Below are 17,960 nucleotides of genomic sequence, written 5' to 3'. Positions count from 1 at the left end.
CGAACGGTCGGAGGGTAATTATGACGAAAGCATCTACTGGTCAACTTCTTCGTGCACTGACTCTCCCTTCCCGGGCTTCGATTCCCATTCCCACTTATCTTCAACTCTAATACGACCATCGTCGAGAAGTTCGACATCACCGATGGAGTGGCCGGTAGCGGTTTCGTTTTCTGTATTTATTTGAGTGTACCGAATATTCCACTGTTCTCCATCGAAGGTTCCAACCAAATGTCCGTCCACAACACTGCCACCAGAATAGTTCGCGTATATTCGTTCGCCGTTCTGCTCGAAGTGAAAGATAGTATCTGCACCCACTTCACCGCCCTCATCATTTGCAATGCCAGCAAGTGTCCGTCCATCCAGTGAAATATCGTCTGCCATACGCTACCAGTGTCAGTTCAGCGGATAATACTTCTGCCGTTTCATTCACATCTGCGGTGACCGCGAAAATCGAAGCAGATCAAAATAGAATGTATACGTTGTGTCCACTGTGTGTACTCAGAAATAGTAATCAAGAGCGTGAGCACCAACTGATACAATTGGAACTGTAGCGTGTTACTCGTGTTCGAGCGCGTCGTAGATATCTCGATTTTCGTCCCGGTCAGCTGCTGCTACCCGACGGACGAGTTCACCTCGGATATCCTCCATCACTTTATCGAGTGAGGTCTCGGACTCTGAACTTTCCTTGGTCGCCATAGTTGTCGTATCGCCCCGACTGCGGTTAATCGTTCGGGTTAGACGAATCACCGGTCAGTTCGTCCAGTCCGTACTGGATGAGATCGTCACGCCACTGTTCGATCTCTCCCACGAGGTCGATTTCCTCAGTGTGAGAACGAAGGTATTCGATGGTTTCTGCTTCTTCGACGGTCGTCTGATCGGTGCCGAACTGCTTGAGGATCGTCCTAATTTCGTCGTCGTACGCGAACCGATATCCGTTGAGAAAGTAAAATACGACCGTCGTGTTGAGCGCGGTGCGTTTGTTTGCATCGACGAATGGGTGGTTCGCCACTAACAGTCGAAGGAGGTGAAACGCCTTCTCGTGAATCGTTTCGGGTACCGTTCCGAAACTCCCACTCTCGATGTAGTTCAAGGCAAACTTGATATCGCCACGATTCTGGACGCCAGCATGCGTGTCAGAGTACTCTGAGACGATGTCGTCGTGGATGGCGAGAATGTCGCCCACTGACGGATACCAGAACGAGTCTGCCATTCGTTCGTTCAATCAGACTGCACCCGAGGTAATCATTGCTATTGCAGCTCACGGAGTCTGGCTGTATTTATCCGTGTGTGCGTTGTGTGTACTCAGAAATACTGATCAAGATCGTTTCGACCGCATCCTGACGGTACGGGATAAATTAGGCAGCCTGAAAGACTCTCTCGAGTGAATATCACACAGCTAAACCGGTGCGAAAGCTGTTCTCCACCGGAATAGCGTCGTTAGGGCGACGATTTATTCTGGGGGTCGTGGTGGGACCTCTATGGTGGACAAGACACTCTCCGCCGAGGAAGTCACGCGCGAAGAGGCCGCCGAACGGCTCCGCGCACTGGCCGACGAACTCGAGAGCGAGGGGCAGGCGACGATTCGAACGGGGAACAAGACGGTCGATCTGCGGCCGTCGGAGTCGATCGCCTACGAGGTCGGAGTCCGCGAGCGGTCGTCGATCCTGCGCGGGAATCGTGAGACGGTGACGGTCAAACTGGACTGGAAACCCCCGAGCGGCTCCGAGGGGTCCACGGAGGCCGAGGCCGAATAGCGACCGGCGACCGGCTGCTCGAGCACACAGTCACGTGCGCGCTGCGGTCAGCGCCGTCTCAGCCGAAGCACAGAAGACACGATTTCGTAGTGTCACGGCCGCTGTCCGGTAGAGATTAGCTTTTCGTCACTGGCGACGTAGACGGGCCATGGCGCCCCATCCCACCCGCGTTTCACAGCCCCGGCGCGAGCGAACGATTCCGGCGCAGTTAGCCGCGCTGAACGAGCGTCTCGAGTCGGCCGAGCACCAGCAACGGCAGTTGAAGAACACGATCGCCGCACTCGGGAGCGAGGTGGGCGTTTCAGTGGGCTGTCCGTGCGGTCGCTGTAACGAGAGTTTTACGCTCATCAAGTCGGGGAGCATGTACTGCCCCCGGTGTGGCTTCCAGGAATCGCTGTAAGCACGTTTCAGTTTTCATCGGCAGCAACTACCTCACACGAGCGCGGCGAGCGGGTCGAATCGGACGGCGGCCACGAGTACGGCGAGGAAGACGTAGGAGCCGCGGATGAGCAACATGGTCGCGAGTTCGGGGTCTGCCCGCCGCGCGATCGCGGCAACAGCGGCGAACGCCGCGGCCGCGAGCAGCGCCGTCAGGGGGAAGACACGAGCGATAGCGAAGGCGGTGACGGCGACTAATGCGACGGCCATCAGCCCGTAGGCGACGCCGTAGGCGCGGTCGGGACCGACCGCCACCGCGACGGTCCGTTTCTGAATCGACCGGTCGTAGGCGTAGTCCTGCGCGTCGTCGATCACTTTGATCCCCGAGAGGAGCGCGAGGAAGACCACGGCGAAGCCAAGCGGGACGGCGGTGATCGTCCCGGCCTGTACGTAGAATCCTCCGAGCACGGACAGGGCGATACCGAGCGGGTAGCCTGTGGTCGCCGTCACGGGGTTCATATCGAGCTGTGGCGCGTGGTGGTAGGCGATCAGCCACGCGGGGAGGGTCAGCGCGACCGCGACCGGGCCGACGAGCACTCCGAGCGCAACACAGCACAGCGCAAACGTCGCCGTTGACAGCGCGAGTGCGACACGACAGCCGGTCGCGGTCAGCGGGTGGTCGTCGTCCTCGCCGCGGACGTGGAAATCGACGTAGCCGTCTTTCACGTGGGCCGTATAGACCGCCGCGAACATCGCGACGACGTGGATCGCGGCGAGTAACGGATCGACGCTCCCCGCGAGGATCGCCCCGAACAGCGACGCGGCCAGCGGCGGCGTCATGAAGACGGGATGGACCTGCGAACGGAACGCTCGAGCCGTCGCACCGATACCCGTCCCGTCTCTCGCAAGGGGCATGCCTCGAATGACAACGAACTGCTGTATAATACCCGGGCCGGGACCGCACGCGCTGGAACCGATCGGGGACCCCGCCGGTGGCTTCCGAAACACACAATTTGATGTATTGTGCCGTGCCACGAGGGTGCATGACGGATGGTTACACCGGTGCGGATCTCTTCACTGACGCTCTGGAATCCTACGGGGTCGACTACGTCTTCGGCAACCCGGGGACGACCGAACTGCCGATCATGGACGCGATCGGCGACAGCGACCTCGAGTACCGGCTTGGGCTCCACGAGGACATCGCGGTCGGGATGGCCGGCGGCTACGCCCAGCGCCGGCGGTACCAGGCCCACCACGACGACTCGATCACCCCGGTCGGCGTGGCGAATCTCCACATTGCACCGGGGCTGGCCCACGGACTGGGCAACCTCTACGCGGCCAAGATCGCCGGTGCGCCGCTGGTCGTGACCGCGGGCAATCACAGCACGGACTTCCGCCACGAGGAGCCGATCCTCTCGGGCCGGATCGACGACATGGCCCGGCAGTTCTGCAAGTGGTCCGACGAGGTACTCGACGTCTCGGCGCTGCCGACGATGCTCCGGCGGGCGTTCCGAGTGGCGATGACGCCGCCGACCGGACCGGTCTTCCTCGGGCTTCCGCTGGACGTAATGATGAGCGAAACCGACGCCGAACCCGAACGGCTCGGCCCGATACCAAACGCCGGCAGCGGCGACCCCGCCCAACTCGAGCGCGCGACGGACCTGCTGGTCGAGGCCGACAACCCGGTGTTGGTCGTCGGCGATCACGTCGCCCGCTCGGGTGCCGACGCCGTCGCCGCGGCGGTCGACCTCGCGGAGGCGACGGGGGCTCGCGTCCACGGCGAGATCCTCTCCTGTGAAGTCGACTTCCCGACCGATCACGAGCAGTGGGTCTCGTACTTGCCGACCAACGAGGACTTGGCGTCGATGCTGATGGACACCGACACGATCGTCTTCGCGGGCTGTTCGACGAACACGACGCTGACCCGCCACGAGGAGGCGCTGGTCGATTCCGACACGACCTGCATCCACCTGAGCGACGACAGTTGGCAGATCGGCAAGAACCAGCCCGCCGACGCGGCCGTGATCGGCGATCCGGGGCTCGTTCTACAGGGTCTCACCGAGCGGGTCCAACAGCGTCTTTCGGACGACGTTGTCGCTGATCGACTCGAGGCCGTCGCCGAGGTCAAGGAAACTGTCGAGGCCCAGATGGGCAGCTACGGCGAGGGCGACCGGGAAGACGATCCTCGCTCTTCGAAGGCCGAACTGGTCGACGCCATGGAGCGGGTGGCCGGCGACGCGGCCATCGTCGACGAGGGCGTCACCTCGAAGTATGCCATGCTGGTGCGGTGGGATCTCGCGCCCGAGCAATACATGTCGAACAAGGGCGGCGGGCTCGGATACGGGCTGCCAGCGGCGGTCGGTGCCGCCGTCGCGGAGGAACAGCGAGACGATCCCCGCGACGTGGTCGGCTTCATCGGGGACGGCTCTTACCAGTACTATCCCCACTCTATCTACAGCGCCGCCCGCTACGATCTGGATCTCACCGTCGTCATCTCGGACAACCGCAACTACCGCATCCTGAAGGACAACACGCTCAAGATCATGGGCGGCGAGGAAGCTGACTACGACTTCGTCGGCATGGACTTCGACCCGGCCGTCGACCTCGTCAAAAACGCCGAGAGCCACGGTGCTCGTGCCGAACGCATCGAAACGCCCGACGAGATCGAAGCGCGTCTCGAGGACGCCCTCGAGCGCGACGGCCCCGACGTGCTCGACGTGTTGGTCCACGACTGATACGGGTTACTGTACCGGCTTGCCAAGTGGGACCGCAGGGCGGTCGCGGTCCCACTGGCAATGACTTCCAGTAGACCGTATGAGGCCGCCCGCCGGCCACTTGGCGATTCCGGCCGCCGATCCGGCCCGGTTCGCCACCGCGCAGCCGGTAGACACTTGGATATCCTCTCCTCAGAACAAGTATTCACGGATGGGCTGGGTGATCAACCCCTACAGCGTCGTCCTGGTACTCTCCTTCGTCGTCGCCGTCGGAACCGCAGTTGCGGCGTCGCGGTCGCGTCCAGCCGCCGGCTCGGTTCCCCTGACCGCGCTCATGGCGAGTGTCGCGGTCTGGCTGGGCGCACACGTCCTCGAGATCGAATCGACGACGTTCCTCTGGAAGGCGCGCTGGGCGGACCTCCAGTGGCTGCCGGCCGCCGTCATCCCGACGCTATTTCTCGTGTTCGCCCTCGAGTACACGGGCAGGGATCGGTGGCTCACCCGCCGTCGGCTGGGGCTGCTCGCGATCGAGCCGGTCGGTATGATCGGGCTGTTGGCAGTAAATGACCAAACGAGGGTTCTGTGGGGCACGTCCGTCGAGGCGGCGGTCGCGCTGGATATCCCGTGGGGGCAGCCGGCGACCGTCGCCACCGCGACGCCGAATATTGGCCTGTTCGCCCACCTCGGATACGCGACGTTTTGTCTCGCGGCCACCGCGATTATCGTCCTGGAACTGGTCGTCCGGAGCAACCGCCTCCACCGCTGGCAGGGGCTCGCCGTCCTGATCGCGGTCGCGGTTCCGTGGGCGACGGCCGTCGTCGCGTCGTCGTCGCTCGAGATCATCGGGACGACGCCGATCGGCCTGACGGTCACCGGCCTCGCGCTGACGATCGGCCTCTACCGCTACCGGCTCCTCGAGATCACGCCGATCGCCAGAAACGAGGTCGTTGCGAACCTCGAGGACGGCGTCATCGTCGTCGACTCGAATCGGCGAATCGTCGACAGCAACCCGATCGCGCGGTCTCGCTTTGGCCGCGACGAACTCGTCGGCGAACCGATCGACACCGTCCTGCCGGTCGATTTCGACGCGGTCATCGACGCAGCCGAGCATCGCGAACGCGGCGAGGAATCGGCCGACGAGACCGAAACCGTTGCCGTGCAGTTCTCGCTTGGGGACGGCGGCGATCGGTGCCACTACGAACTCGCTGCTGCGCCGATCGACGACGGCCGCGGCTACTCGATGGGCTGGACCATCGTCGTCCACGACGTGACCGAGCGAGTCCGCCGAGAACGCGAACTCGAGCGGAAAAATCGGAAGTTAGACGAGTTCGCGAGCGTCGTCAGCCACGACCTGCGGAACCCGCTTTCGGTCTCGAAGGGCTACCTCGAACTCCTCGAGGAAGAGTACGACCCGGAACACGTCGAAACCATCGCGGCTGCCCACGAGCGGATGGAACGGCTTATCGACGACGTCCTCACGCTCGCCCGGGAGGGGCGGACCGCACTCGAGATGCAGCCGGTCGCGCTCGCCGACGTTGCGACCGAAGCGTGGTCGACGGTCGAAACCGACGGGGCTACCCTTTCGATCGACGGCGAGCGAACGCTCGAGGCGGACCGAACGCAACTCCGACAGTTGCTCGAAAACCTGTTTCGAAACGCGATCGATCACGGATCGCCGGCCGGGGACCTGCGATCGGACGGGAGCGAAACGCGCGACGAGACGCCACTCGCCGTCACGATTGGGGCACTCGAGGACGGGTTCTACGTTGCCGACTCGGGGACCGGGTTCGATGGCGATCCGGCGGCGGTCTTCGAGGCGGGGTACACGACGAGCGAGCACGGGACGGGGCTCGGACTCTCGATCGTCGCGGACATCTGTGCCGATCACGGCTGGTCCGTGACGGCGACCGAGGCCGCGACCGGCGGCGCGAGATTCGAGATCACCGGTGTGACGGTTGCCGAGTCATCGCCCGAGCCAGTAGACCGGCCGTCGGAGGACCAATCGTCGGTTGCTCCCGCCGGCGACCGCGAATGAACGATAATCGGCGTTACGACCGCCAGTACGCCGGCGTCAGGATGACCAGCACGGAGAGGATCTCCAGCCGACCGATCCACATGAGAAAGACCATGTACAGCTTCGCGGCGTCGGAGAACGACTCGTAGCTGTTCATCGGCCCGACGACGCCAACGCCGGGGCCGACGTTTCCGAGGGTTGCGATCGTGGCGCTCGTCGCCTCGAGCGCCGACAGCGAGAGCCCGGGGGTGCGGTGGGCGTCGAGAAACAGCACTACCGTCGAGACGACGAACAGCGTCAGAAAGAGCGCCATGAAGACGAAGATGCTGTGGATCGTATCCTCGTCGATGACGTCTCCGGTCCCGCCCATTCGAACCGGCTGGACGGCGTGGGGATGGACCGTCTTGAACAGTTCGCGTCGAATCGATTTCCCGACGACGTACCAGCGGACGATCTTGATCGACCCGGCAGCAGAACCCGCGGAACCGCCCAGAAACATCGCGAAGAGCAGGATCGCCTGTGCCGACTCGCTCCACGTATTGAAGTCCATGCTGGCGTAGCCGGTCGTGGTCACGATCGCGAGCGTCTGAAAGAGCCCGTGGCGAAGCGAGCGCTCGAGGCTGCCCGGAATCGCGGCGACGCCCTCCGGGACAGTCGCGAGGCCGACACCGAGGAACAACAGCGAGGAGAGGAGGCCGCCGACGATTCCCATCGACAGCAGGTACGACCGGAACTCGGCGTTGCCGGTCAGGCGCTCGGGCTGACCGCGCCAGGCGTACCAGTAGAGTGCGAAGTTCGCCCCGGCGATGACCATGAACGGCATGAACGCCCACTGGACGATCGGCTTGAAGGCCTCGACGCTGCGCCCTTCCGGCGAGAAGCCGCCGGTCGGCAGGGTCGTGAGCGCGTGGGCGACGGCGTTGTAAAACGTCATGTTCTCGGCGAGCCCCACGAGTTGGAGCCCGTAGTAGACGACCACGGCGGCGAGGGTAAACCACGCATAGAGCAGCCACAGCGCCCGCGCCGTCTGCTTGATCCGCGGCGTGAGCTTCTCGACTTGCAGCCCCGGTGATTCCTCCCGGATGAGCTGTGTGCCGCCCACGGAGAGCTCCGAGAGGATCGCGACCATGAGCACGAGAATGCCCATCCCGCCGAGCCACTGGGTGACTTGTCGCCACATCATCACGGAACGGGAGTGGGTGTCGACGGAAATCTCGCCCATGACCGTCGCGCCGGTGGTCGTAAAGCCGCTCACGCTCTCGAACAGCGCGTTGACGGGATCGGCGATCGTCCCCGTGCCGGCGACGAGATACGGGATCATCCCGACGGCCGGCACGACCAGCCACGTCAACGCGACCATTAGGAACGCCTCGCGGTGCTCGAGCGAGGGGTCCGTCTCGAGGCGCTCGAGTCCCGTCCCGACGGCGATCGCGACGGCGAGTGCGACGAGGAACGGCAGGGGAGACTCCCGGTAGTACAGCGCGACGCCCATCGGAAACAGGAGTGTCAGCGAGAGATACTTCAGTACCGTCCCGAGAAGGCTACAACTAGATCGAACGTCGACGTGAATCCTGGGTGACATACGTGGTAGGTATCCGTCGGACAGCGAACGGCTGCAACACTAACGGAACGGTCTCTATCTCCGACAGATTCGGCGTTTGGCAATAAAAACTGTGTCTCGGTCGTGAGCGAGCGATGTCGCGAGTTGCGACCGCTCAGTCTCGGTCGTGAGCGAGCGATGTCGCGAGTTGCGACCGCTCAGTCTCGGCGCTCGAGCCCCCGGATCCGCTCACCGTCGGCCGTTTCGGGGAAGATCTTCCCCGGATTGAGCGTGTCGGTCGGATCGAGCGCCCGCTTGATCGTTCGCATGGTCTCGACCGCCCCGGCCCCGTGTTCCGGCTCGAGGTATCGCTGTTTGCCCTCGCCGATGCCGTGTTCGCCCGTCGCGGTCCCACCCAGTTCGATCGCGAGTTCGACGATCGTCCGGTACAGATCCTCCCCGCGCTCGACCTGTTCGGAATCGTCGAGATCGACGAGGATACTGTAGTGGAGGTTGCCGTCGCCCGCGTGACCGAAACAGGGGACCGACAGGTCGTGTTCATCGGCGAGCCGTTTCGTCTCGCGGACGACCTCGGGGTAGGAACTGATCGGGACCGTCACGTCGCCGGGGTGGAGCGGCTCGAGGTCGGGATCGTAGCTCGAGACGGCGTAGGCCATTTCTCGGCGGGCTTTCCAGAGTTGGGCCATTTCGGCATCGTCGTCGCTCATCTCGAAGCGGGCGACGTCGTGGTCCTCGAAGATCGTCCGGCAGAGGTCGATCTCCTCGTCGACGCCGTGGTTGGCGTGGAACTCGAGGAAGACCATCGGCGCGTCGGGCAGGTCGCTGCCGAGGTAGTCGTTTGCCATCGTCGCGCTCAGCCCGTCGACGAGTTCGATCCGAGCGACGCCGACGTCGGTCCGGACCGCGTCGAAGACCGCCTCGGCCGCGTCGTCGAGGGTCTCGAAGATCGCCCGGCCGCCGCGGATCTGCTCGGGGCGGCCCGCGAGTTCCAGCGTCGCTTCGGTGACAACTGCCAGCGTGCCCTCGCTGCCGACGATGAGGTCGGTCAGGTTGTAGCCGCTCGAGGTCTTGCTCGCTCGCGAACCCGTCTCGATGACGGTGCCGTCGGCGAGCACCGCCTCGAGGCCGAGCACCCAGTCAGCGATCTCGCCGTAGCGGACCGTCTTCATGCCGCTTGCGTCCGTCGCGATCATCCCGCCGATCGTCGAGATATCGCCCGAGGAGGGCAACGGGGGGAAGAAAAGCCCGTCACTGGCGACGTACTCGTCGACATCCGAGCCGATGATCCCCGGGCCGACGTCGATCTGGAAGTCATCGGGCCGGTAGTCGACCACGCTGTCCATGCGCGTGAGATCGAGGCTGATCCCTCCGTGGGCCGGGACCGCGTTCCCCTCGAGTCCCGTACCCGCGGCGTAGGGGGTCACCGGGACGCCGCGGTCGGTCGCGGCGGCGAGGACCGCCGACACGTCGGCCGTGGACTCGGGCCAGACGACGGCGTCGGGGAGCATCCCCCCATTGGTCCGCTCCGCCCCGAAATCAGTCGCGTGGGATTCCAGTCGCCCGGCGGCGAACGAGACCTGATCGTCCGCGAGGTCGAGTTCCTCGAGAAACGAACAGTCGTGTGTCATACGACCACGTTAGTCACCGACAGTATCAACGTTTCCCACTGGCTCGCGCGCTGAACGCGGGTACGGCGGGACGGAACGACCCGGAGACCGCGACTCGACTCGAGTCTCGAACCGTGCGCCTCGCTCAATCGAATACGACGGATGCCGAGAGCGAAACGACGACTGCGACCACGAGGGCGACGAGGATCCCGAGGAGGGGGTCCGGTTCGTTACGGGCAAACCCGGCAGCGAGCATGCTGATACCGCCGAGTTCCATTCCGAGGCCGACCACGCCCGTTCGGACGCTACCGCCCGCGCGATTGGCGGCTTCGGAGAACCCTAACTCGTCGTCCGTCTCGTCCTGGGCGGCGCTAAAGCGGAGAAACCACGGCAGAAACAGCGACGCGCCGGCACCCGCGAAGACACCCGCGATCGCCCCGTAGACGAGGTTGTCCAGCGCGAGCATCCCCACGGCGGTAAAGGCGACGGCGTTCATCACCGCCGACCCGCCGCCGATGACTTTGAATACGCGATCGTCGACGTCCGAATTCGAGACCGACATAGACAGTGATATACTGTTAGCAAGAAAGAACGTTCCGGTTTTGGAACCCGGTCACGAGCGACTACGAGCGTCGCCACCACCGCTCGGCCGTCGACGAGTCCACCGCCGGCGAGGAAACGCCCACTGCGGGGCGACCCGGCGATCGTGTACAGCGGCCTCGAGCGGCGTCCCTATCGCAGGTCGCAACCACTTTGCACGAACGGACGGAAACGGTCCACGTTTATGTGAGTGCATAACGCGGTCAAGGATGATGACAGTTTACTGTGTGACTCGAGGACGATCGCGGAGGGGAGCACTGTGACCGTCGAACTGGATCTGTTGGTGCGCCTCGGCGACTACGACCGGCCACAGGGCGTCGCTGAGCGGGCCGTTCAAGCCGAAGAACTGGGCTTTGACCGGATCACGGTCGGCGAAACGACCGGCTGGAACATCGTGCCGCCGCTGACGTTGGCGGCCGACCGCACCGAGGAACTGGGCATCTCCAATGACGTGATCTCACCGTACGGGCGCACGCCGTCGATGCTCGCCCAGACTGCACTCACGATGCAAGACGCCACGGACGGCCGGTTCCGGTTCGGGATCGGCCCGAGTTCGCCCGCGATCACCGAGCGCTGGCACGGCCAAGAGTTCGATCGGCCGCTCCGGCGCACTCGCGAAGTGATCGAGATCATGCGCAACGTCTACGAGGAGGGAAATCCGGCCTACGAGGGCGAGATTTTCGAGATCCCCGGTTTAGGTTACGAACGCGGTCCCTCGGAGAACCCGCCGCCGATCGACGTCGGCACCCTCGGCCCCAAGGCCACCGAGATGGCCGGCCGCTTCGGCGACGGTTGGGCCCCGCAACTGTTCACGAAAGACGGTCTTCGGGATCGACTCGAGGACTTAGAACGCGGTGCCGAGCTCGGCGGCAAGGACCTGTCGGACCTGCGGGTCGCGCCGATCATCCGCGGCGTCGCGAGCGAGGACCGCGAGGCGGCACGCGAGACGGCCCGCGGAACGATCGCGTTCATGCTCGGTGCCTACGGCCCCTACTACGGCGATTCGGTCGCCGAGCAGGGCTACCCCGACGTGGTCGCGGAGATCCGGGCCGCGTGGGAGGAGCGGGATACGGACGCGATGGCCGCGGCCCTGCCCGACGACGTGCTCGACGAACTGGCCTTCGCGGGCACGCCCGAGGAGGCCCGCGAGTGGCTCGAAGACTACGCCGCCATCGAGGGCGTCGACGCCGTCCGGATCGGGTTCGTCAACGGGATGACCGAAGACGACAAGCGAACGACGATGGAGGCGGTCGCCGACATCGTCTGATCGCCCGCCGTCGTTCGTGCGGGTCGGGTCCGCCTCGGACCGCGGCTGCTGTCACGATCGACGTGACACGCGGCGTGGTATTTCGATCGGACTCACACGTTGTATATATACGTTCCGTGGCCTATCGGAGGTATGATCCCACTGTTAGGCTCGCCTGAGAACCTCACTGCGTTCGGCGAGGACGCCGATGCTGTCGATACGGCGATGGATCTGTTGGCCGACAAGCGACGCCGCGCGGCGCTGCAGTACCTCGCGGAGACCGGCGGCGACGCCACGCTCACGGAACTGGCAGTCGAGATCGCCGCCCAGGAGGCCGGCGCGGAACCGAACGCGATCTCGGATCACGGCGACGTTTCCTCGCGGGACCGCCGCACAGTCCAGATCTCGCTCCATCACACGCACGTGCCGAAACTGCAGCACGCCGAGATCGTCGAGTACGATACCGAGACGGAAACGATCGAACTCACCGACCGCGGGCGGACCCTGCTCGAGCGCCGGGACGCGGTCGAGGTCTCGCCGGACCGACCGTAAACTGCATTTCTCGAGCATCTGAGACCCGCTCAGTCCGACCGTCGGGTAGCGACAGCCGTGAGTCTCCATCTCTCGACGTGGGGCCGGCTTCGTTCCCGTTCGGTTCAGGGCTCGATCACGAGTTTTCCGAGGAAGCTGTCGTTCATGACCGCCCGCTGGGCCTCGGCCGCTTCCTCGAGGTCGTACGACCGCGCGACATCGATCGAGAGGTTGCCGACGTTCATGAGGTGGGCGACGCCGCGCAGCGGGACGCGCAGGTCCGGCGTATTGAACATACTCATGAACTGGTAGGAAACGTCCTTCGAGCGGGCGGCACCGTCGTTCGTGAAGCCCGGGTCCGGACTGTTTTCGCCGATTCCGATGACGCGTGCGCCGGTCGCGGCAACGTCGGCATCGAACTGCAGGTAGTCGTCGAGTCGGTGGTCGAGTATCACATCGACACCACCATCGGAAGCGTCGCGGACGGCGTCGGCGAGGTCATCGCGCGCGTAGTCGAGTACCGTCTCGGCCCCGTAGTCGGCGAGCGCGTCGTGGTACTCCTCGGACGCGGTGGTGGTGACCCGCGCGCTCACGGCCGCCCCGATCTGGACCGCCGCGTGCCCGACGCCGCCGGAGCCGCCGTGGACCAGACAGTGTTCCGCGGGCTCGAGGTCGGCGTGATCGACCAGCGCGCGCCACGCGGTGACCGCGGCGACGCCCGCGCCGCCGGCTTCGGTCAGATCCGCGCCGTCGGGGAGGTGGACGACGCGATCGCTCGGGATCGTCGCGTACTCCGCGTAGGCTCCCTGCGAGGAGCCGTTTCCGATACCGGTGCCGTAGACGCGGTCGCCCGTCTCGAAGCCGTCGACGGCGGCCCCCGTCTCGGCGACGATGCCCGCGACGTCGACGCCGGGAGTGAACGGCACGTCGACCGGTGTGTACGATCCGTCGCGGAAGTAGGTGTCGACGGGGTTAACGCCGGCCGAAGCCACTTCGACCAGTAGTTCGTCCGCGGCCGGGTCCGGCCGGTCGATCTCGTCTACCTGCAGTACGTCCGCATCGCCGTGTTCGTGAAGGCGTACAGCTCGCATCCTACTCGATGGCACGCAGCGGGACCGTAAAATGGTATACGTGACGGCAGGGCAGACACCACACTGCAGGCGACACGCACCCGCCACAGCATCAGTTCCGGCTTCCGCTGTCCGCTGTTGCACCAGCAAGTGCAACCCTTGTCCGCACGAGGACCCTCGCTGTCGATATGAGCGAATCCGATCAGCAGCCACTCGAGGACACCACAGTCGGCATCTTCCTCGCCGCAGAGGGAACCGAAGAGATCGAGTTCACCGAGCCGAAGGCGACCATCGCCGACGCCGGCGCGACCGTCGACGTACTCGGCGACGAACCCGGCGAGGCCCAAACTGTGAACAACGACCTCGAGTGGAGCGAGAGCTACGAGGTCGAGAAATCCTTCGCGGACGTTTCAACAGACGACTACGACGCGCTGATCGTTCCGGGCGGGACCGTCGGCGCGGACACGCTCCGGACGAACGAGGCCGGCGTCGACCTCCTGGGCCAGCACCTCGAGGCCGGTAAGCCGGCGGGCGTGATCTGTCACGGCCCGTGGACGCTGATCGAGGCCGATGTCGTCGACGGACGGCAGCTGACGTCCTACCACAGTCTGCAGACCGACGTTCGCAACGCCGGCGGCGAGTGGGTCGACGAGGAAGTCGTCGTCGACGACGGCCTCATCACGAGTCGGAATCCCGACGATCTCGAGGCGTTCTGCGAGCAACTGCTCGAGGAGTTCGCGGCGGACGGATAAGCTCGGGCACGAGAGCTACTGTGGCTCCGTCGCCGATTCCGCCGTTCGAATCTCGATTCTGGCACCGCCGTCCCGACCGTCGGTAACGGAGAGCGTCCAGTCGTGTGCCTCGGCGATCCGGCGAACTGTCGCGAGACCGAGCCCGGTTCCGTTCTCGCGGGTCGTATACCCGACCGAGAGGACGCGCTCGCGGTCCGCCGGCGGGATCCCCGGCCCGTCGTCTTCGACGTAAAATCCCGTTCCCTCCTTGAGCGTGCCGACCCGAATCCTCGTGTCGCGACCGGCGTGCTCGACAGCGTTCCCAAAGAGGTTTTCGAAGAGCTGTCGGAGACGGCTCCGATCGGCTGCTAGACGGCTATCCGCGCAATCGATCGACAGCGTCGCGTCGTCTGCATCGATCATCTCCCACGCGTCGGTCGCCACCGCGACGAGACTCACCCGCGTTTTGGTCTCGATCGTCCGGCCGGAGCGAGCCAGGTCCAACAGGTCGGCGATCAGGTGATCCATTCGCTCGAGGGCCGTTTCGACCTCGAGTAACCGCGGGCTATCGCACTCCTCCATCGCGAGTTCGAGGTTTCCGCTGGCGATCGCAAGCGGGTTCCGCAGGTCGTGACTGACGACGCTCGCGAACTCGTCTAAGCGGTCGTTCTGGTGCTCGAGTTCCCGCCGTTGGGATCGGAGCCGCTGTTCGCGTTCGACCCGATCGAGGACCGCGCTCGCGGCCGAGGCCAAGAGGCGTGCGGTCGAGACGTCGACATCGTCGAAGGCGTTCGGTTCCGGCGAGCCGATATTGACGACGCCGTGGGAACCAAGCGGCAAGACGATCTCGCTTCGAACGACTGTCTCCGCGTTGGCTCGCTCGGAATGTTCGCGGACGTCGGCGTAGATCTGTGGCTCACCCTCGATAAACGCCCGCCAGGAGAGGCTCTCGTCGTCGGTGTAGACCGGTATTTCGTCGAACGTCGCTCGAGCCGCGTCGGGAACCGCAACCGGCTCGAGTCGATCGGTGGCGTCGTCGTACAGCCATGCGCCGGTCAGCGGCGTGTTCAGCTCGGTCGCCGCGATCCCGACGACGAGATTGCAGACCTCTTCTTTCGTCGTCGCCTCGACGAAGTCGCTCGTCGCCTGCTGTAGGGCCCTGACACGGTCGGAGCGCCGTTGCAGTCGGACATGAGAAAGCCCGATCAGGAACCCCGCGATCGAACCGCCGGTGGCGGCCGCCGCGAGTTGAAACACGACATCGGCTGGACTGTGGCCGGCCAGCGACTCGTATACGACGATCGCGCCGACGAGCGTTATCATCCCGAGACAGCCAAGAGCCGTCCACTGCGCGAGTCGCATCCCGTACTTCGGTTCGAACCCTCGTCGGACCGTCCAGTACCCCGCGTAGACGAGCGTCGACGAGAACGCGACCGGAACGACGACGCCGATAGCGATCCCGAGAACGGACCGCTCGTGGAGCAACCCGTGTCCGCCGTGCAGAGCGACGAGAACGACGCCGATGGCACTGATAGCGGCCCCCGCACCGATAGTGCCCCATCTTCTTCTTCGGAAACCACCGTTCACTGTTCGAGTTACCGAGAAATTGGCGTGTCGAGTATAGAAGGTCGTCGGAACTCTTCGTCCGCGCCGCTGGGCGCTCACTCAACGACACGAGAGCGAAACCCCACCCGAATCGGGACCGAAATCGAAAGGACATTCGAGACTTGCCGGAGCGAGTCTCGCCGCCGAGGCCGACTGCCGACTACCGAATCGCCTTCGTCGCATCGGCCATGATCTCGAGCGCTTCCTTCAACTCCTCCGTGCCGGTCGCATACGACAGGCGCGCGTAGCCCTCGCCGTTCGCGCCGAAGGCGTCGCCGGGGACGACGACGACGCCGCGCTCGAGGACTTCGTCACACCAGCCGTCGGGGACCTTCGGCATCGCGTAAAAGGCTCCTTCGGGTGTGGGGACCTCGAGGCCGGCGTCGGTCAGCCCGTCGAGAACGAGATCCCGTCGTCGTTCGAACGTCTCGACCATCTCCTCGACCGGCTCTTGGGGGCCGGTCAGGGCGGCCTCGGCGGCGAACTGCGCGGGTGCGGAGGCACAGGCTTGGCCGTACTGATGGACCCGGAGCATGCGCTCGATGCGGCGATTGGAGCCGAGGACCCAACCGAGCCGCCAGCCGGTCATCGAGTAGGTCTTCGAGCAGGCGCTGATGACGACGACGTTGTCCGTCTCGGCGAATGCAAGCGGCGAATGGTGCTCGCCCTCGAAGACGATGTGTTCGTAGACCTCGTCGGAGATGCAGAGTACGTCGTGTTCGTCCGCGATGCGGGCGAACTCGCGCATATCGGCCTCGCTTTGGACCGCGCCCGTCGGGTTCGCGGGGCTGTTGACGATGAACGCCGCCGTCTCGTCCGTGATGGCCTCCTCGACCGTCGCCGGATCGAGGGTGAGATTCTCCCGCAGCCCGACCGGCTTCGGCGTGCCGTCGGCGATGTGGGTCAACGCGTCGTAGGAGACGAAGCCGGGGTCCGGGAAGATGACCTCCTCGCCGGGATCGACGTGGGCCTCGAGCGCGAGATGCAGCGCCTCGCTCCCGCCGGAGGTGGCGATCACGTCACCGGGGTCGACCTCGAGGCCGTAGTCACGGTCGTACTTCGCCGAGATAGCCTCCCGGAGCTGGTGAGTGCCCTTGTTGGAGGTGTAGGCGTCGGCTCGCCCGGACTCGATCGCTTCGATCGCGCCGCGGCGAGCGTGGGCCGGCGTCGGGAAGTCGGGCTGTCCGAGCCCGAGGTTGATCGCGTCGTCGCCCGCGGCCTCGAACACTTCGCGGATGCCGCTGATCGACACCTGCTCGACTCGACGTGCGAATTCGGTCATGGCTACACGGGGGTTGTCGACCCCGATAACTCTTGATGTGTTCGCCAGTCGCGTCAATCCGCTATCAGAAGCCGTGAGACTCTTGTCTACGAGACTAACAGTGCCACAAGGAATATGCCCTTCCTCTCGAATTCTGGGGTAATGACGACATCTCGACGATCGCTGCTCGCCGCGGGCGCGACCGGAACGCTCGCACTCACAGCGGGTTGTCTCGACTTCGTGCTCGGCAACGGACCGCTCGAGTTCAACTCCGACCGCGTCGCACCTACCGACGGGGCACTCGAGGAGACCGGCTACGACGAGAAAGAGGTCACCGAGGAGACGATGAGCCGAACCGTCGAACTCCCCGGGGGCGTCGAACGCGACGTGGAGGCCTCGATCTGGACTTCGATCTACGCCAAACAACTCGAATACAGGGGCCAAGAGCGCGAGGGCAGCGCCTTCGCGGCCGTCTCGATCCCGGGAATGGAGGTCGCCGGCCGCTCGGTCAACCCGCTCGATGACATGTCGAACGAGGAATTGCTCGAGGAGTTTCTGAACCAGATCGGCGGCGAGCGCGGCGAGATCCGCAACATCCAACACGAGGAGTCGTTCGAACTCTCGATTCTGGATGGGGCACGCGAAACCGACGTTTTCATCGGCGAATCCGAACTCGAGGGCGAGCCGATCGATATCGAGATCAAGATCACGTCGTTCGATCACGAGGACGACCTGCTCGTCTTGCTCGGAACCCTCCCCAAGATGAACACGAAAGAATCCGCGAACGTCGAGGTCCTAATGGAGTCCGTCGAGCATCCGGTCGATAGCTAACGTCGTCTCGAGCCGGTAGTGAGGACGGCCACATCTCTGTTTTCTCGATCGGTCCGG

At 64.5% G+C, this 17,960-nt stretch carries 18 protein-coding genes; 8 read left to right on the top strand and 10 right to left on the bottom strand.

The genetic code is table 11. From position 1 onward, the window contains the following. Positions 1-33: 33 nt before the first annotated feature. The 3 genes from ACJYUO_RS11820 to ACJYUO_RS11810 form a co-directional block, all read right to left on the bottom strand. Complete coding sequence (locus ACJYUO_RS11820; RefSeq protein ID WP_494345573.1) at positions 34-381, bottom strand: avidin-fold protein; 348 nt, start codon at positions 379-381, stop codon at positions 34-36. A 174-nt stretch (positions 382-555) separates the two neighbouring features. Continuing rightward, positions 556-696: a hypothetical protein gene (locus ACJYUO_RS11815; protein WP_494345572.1), complete on the bottom strand. Its 141-nt coding sequence runs from the start codon at positions 694-696 to the stop codon at positions 556-558. 25 nt (positions 697-721) lie between these two features. After that, entirely contained in the window at positions 722-1,210 is a 489-nt protein-coding gene (locus tag ACJYUO_RS11810; protein WP_494345571.1) for a type II toxin-antitoxin system death-on-curing family toxin, read from the bottom strand. A gap of 268 nt (positions 1,211-1,478) precedes the next feature. On the opposite strand from ACJYUO_RS11810, the gene ACJYUO_RS11805 reads away from it, so the two are divergent. Both ACJYUO_RS11805 and ACJYUO_RS11800 read left to right on the top strand, forming a co-directional pair. After that, entirely contained in the window at positions 1,479-1,754 is a 276-nt protein-coding gene (locus tag ACJYUO_RS11805; protein ID WP_494345570.1) for an amphi-Trp domain-containing protein, read from the top strand. Between the two features lie 148 nt (positions 1,755-1,902). Beyond that, on the top strand, positions 1,903-2,154 hold the full coding sequence (locus ACJYUO_RS11800) for a hypothetical protein (RefSeq protein ID WP_494345569.1): 252 nt from the start codon (positions 1,903-1,905) through the stop codon (positions 2,152-2,154). 32 nt (positions 2,155-2,186) lie between these two features. Here the strand turns inward: ACJYUO_RS11800 and ACJYUO_RS11795 are convergent, their stop codons facing one another. Beyond that, positions 2,187-3,047, bottom strand: coding sequence for a UbiA family prenyltransferase (locus tag ACJYUO_RS11795; protein WP_494345568.1), 861 nt, complete (start codon positions 3,045-3,047; stop codon positions 2,187-2,189). 128 nt (positions 3,048-3,175) lie between these two features. Here ACJYUO_RS11795 and ACJYUO_RS11790 point away from each other — a divergent pair, with 128 nt between their 5' ends. Continuing rightward, a complete protein-coding gene (locus ACJYUO_RS11790) occupies positions 3,176-4,867 on the top strand; it encodes a thiamine pyrophosphate-binding protein (protein WP_494345567.1) in 1,692 nt (563 codons plus the stop codon). A gap of 190 nt (positions 4,868-5,057) precedes the next feature. Beyond that, positions 5,058-6,881, top strand: a complete 1,824-nt coding sequence (locus tag ACJYUO_RS11785; protein WP_494345566.1) for a histidine kinase N-terminal 7TM domain-containing protein — start codon at positions 5,058-5,060, stop codon at positions 6,879-6,881. 13 nt (positions 6,882-6,894) lie between these two features. Here the strand turns inward: ACJYUO_RS11785 and ACJYUO_RS11780 are convergent, their stop codons facing one another. The 3 genes from ACJYUO_RS11780 to ACJYUO_RS11770 form a co-directional block, all read right to left on the bottom strand. Then, the gene (locus tag ACJYUO_RS11780; protein WP_494345565.1) at positions 6,895-8,442 is read right to left on the bottom strand and encodes a TrkH family potassium uptake protein; all 1,548 of its coding nucleotides are present in this window, start codon (positions 8,440-8,442) and stop codon (positions 6,895-6,897) included. Between the two features lie 176 nt (positions 8,443-8,618). Further along, the gene (locus ACJYUO_RS11775) at positions 8,619-10,049 is read right to left on the bottom strand and encodes an FAD-binding oxidoreductase (protein ID WP_494345564.1); all 1,431 of its coding nucleotides are present in this window, start codon (positions 10,047-10,049) and stop codon (positions 8,619-8,621) included. A 124-nt stretch (positions 10,050-10,173) separates the two neighbouring features. Continuing rightward, entirely contained in the window at positions 10,174-10,590 is a 417-nt protein-coding gene (locus ACJYUO_RS11770; protein ID WP_494345563.1) for a hypothetical protein, read from the bottom strand. A gap of 297 nt (positions 10,591-10,887) precedes the next feature. On the opposite strand from ACJYUO_RS11770, the gene ACJYUO_RS11765 reads away from it, so the two are divergent. Beyond that, the gene (locus ACJYUO_RS11765) at positions 10,888-11,895 is read left to right on the top strand and encodes a TIGR04024 family LLM class F420-dependent oxidoreductase (protein ID WP_494345562.1); all 1,008 of its coding nucleotides are present in this window, start codon (positions 10,888-10,890) and stop codon (positions 11,893-11,895) included. Between the two features lie 132 nt (positions 11,896-12,027). Then, positions 12,028-12,426: a DUF7344 domain-containing protein gene (locus tag ACJYUO_RS11760; RefSeq protein ID WP_494345561.1), complete on the top strand. Its 399-nt coding sequence runs from the start codon at positions 12,028-12,030 to the stop codon at positions 12,424-12,426. 104 nt (positions 12,427-12,530) lie between these two features. Here ACJYUO_RS11760 and ACJYUO_RS11755 read toward each other — a convergent pair whose 3' ends face one another. Next, positions 12,531-13,496 carry an NADPH:quinone reductase gene (locus tag ACJYUO_RS11755; RefSeq protein ID WP_494345560.1) on the bottom strand — a complete coding sequence of 322 codons (966 nt, stop codon included), beginning with the start codon at positions 13,494-13,496 and terminating at the stop codon, positions 12,531-12,533. A 167-nt stretch (positions 13,497-13,663) separates the two neighbouring features. Here ACJYUO_RS11755 and ACJYUO_RS11750 point away from each other — a divergent pair, with 167 nt between their 5' ends. Beyond that, complete coding sequence (locus ACJYUO_RS11750; RefSeq protein ID WP_494345559.1) at positions 13,664-14,227, top strand: type 1 glutamine amidotransferase domain-containing protein; 564 nt, start codon at positions 13,664-13,666, stop codon at positions 14,225-14,227. Between the two features lie 15 nt (positions 14,228-14,242). Here the strand turns inward: ACJYUO_RS11750 and ACJYUO_RS11745 are convergent, their stop codons facing one another. Beyond that, complete coding sequence (locus tag ACJYUO_RS11745; RefSeq protein ID WP_494345558.1) at positions 14,243-15,793, bottom strand: ATP-binding protein; 1,551 nt, start codon at positions 15,791-15,793, stop codon at positions 14,243-14,245. A 178-nt stretch (positions 15,794-15,971) separates the two neighbouring features. Beyond that, positions 15,972-17,093, bottom strand: coding sequence for a pyridoxal phosphate-dependent aminotransferase (locus ACJYUO_RS11740; protein ID WP_494345557.1), 1,122 nt, complete (start codon positions 17,091-17,093; stop codon positions 15,972-15,974). 141 nt (positions 17,094-17,234) lie between these two features. Between ACJYUO_RS11740 and ACJYUO_RS11735 the strand changes: the two genes are divergently transcribed. Further along, positions 17,235-17,903: a DUF6517 family protein gene (locus tag ACJYUO_RS11735; RefSeq protein WP_494345556.1), complete on the top strand. Its 669-nt coding sequence runs from the start codon at positions 17,235-17,237 to the stop codon at positions 17,901-17,903. Positions 17,904-17,960: the final 57 nt, after the last annotated feature.

It is taken from the genome of Natrinema sp. CRL1 (assembly GCF_059162405.1).
The sequence above is the reverse complement of the archived record's forward strand: the minus strand, read 5'-3'. Positions and strand labels throughout refer to the sequence as shown.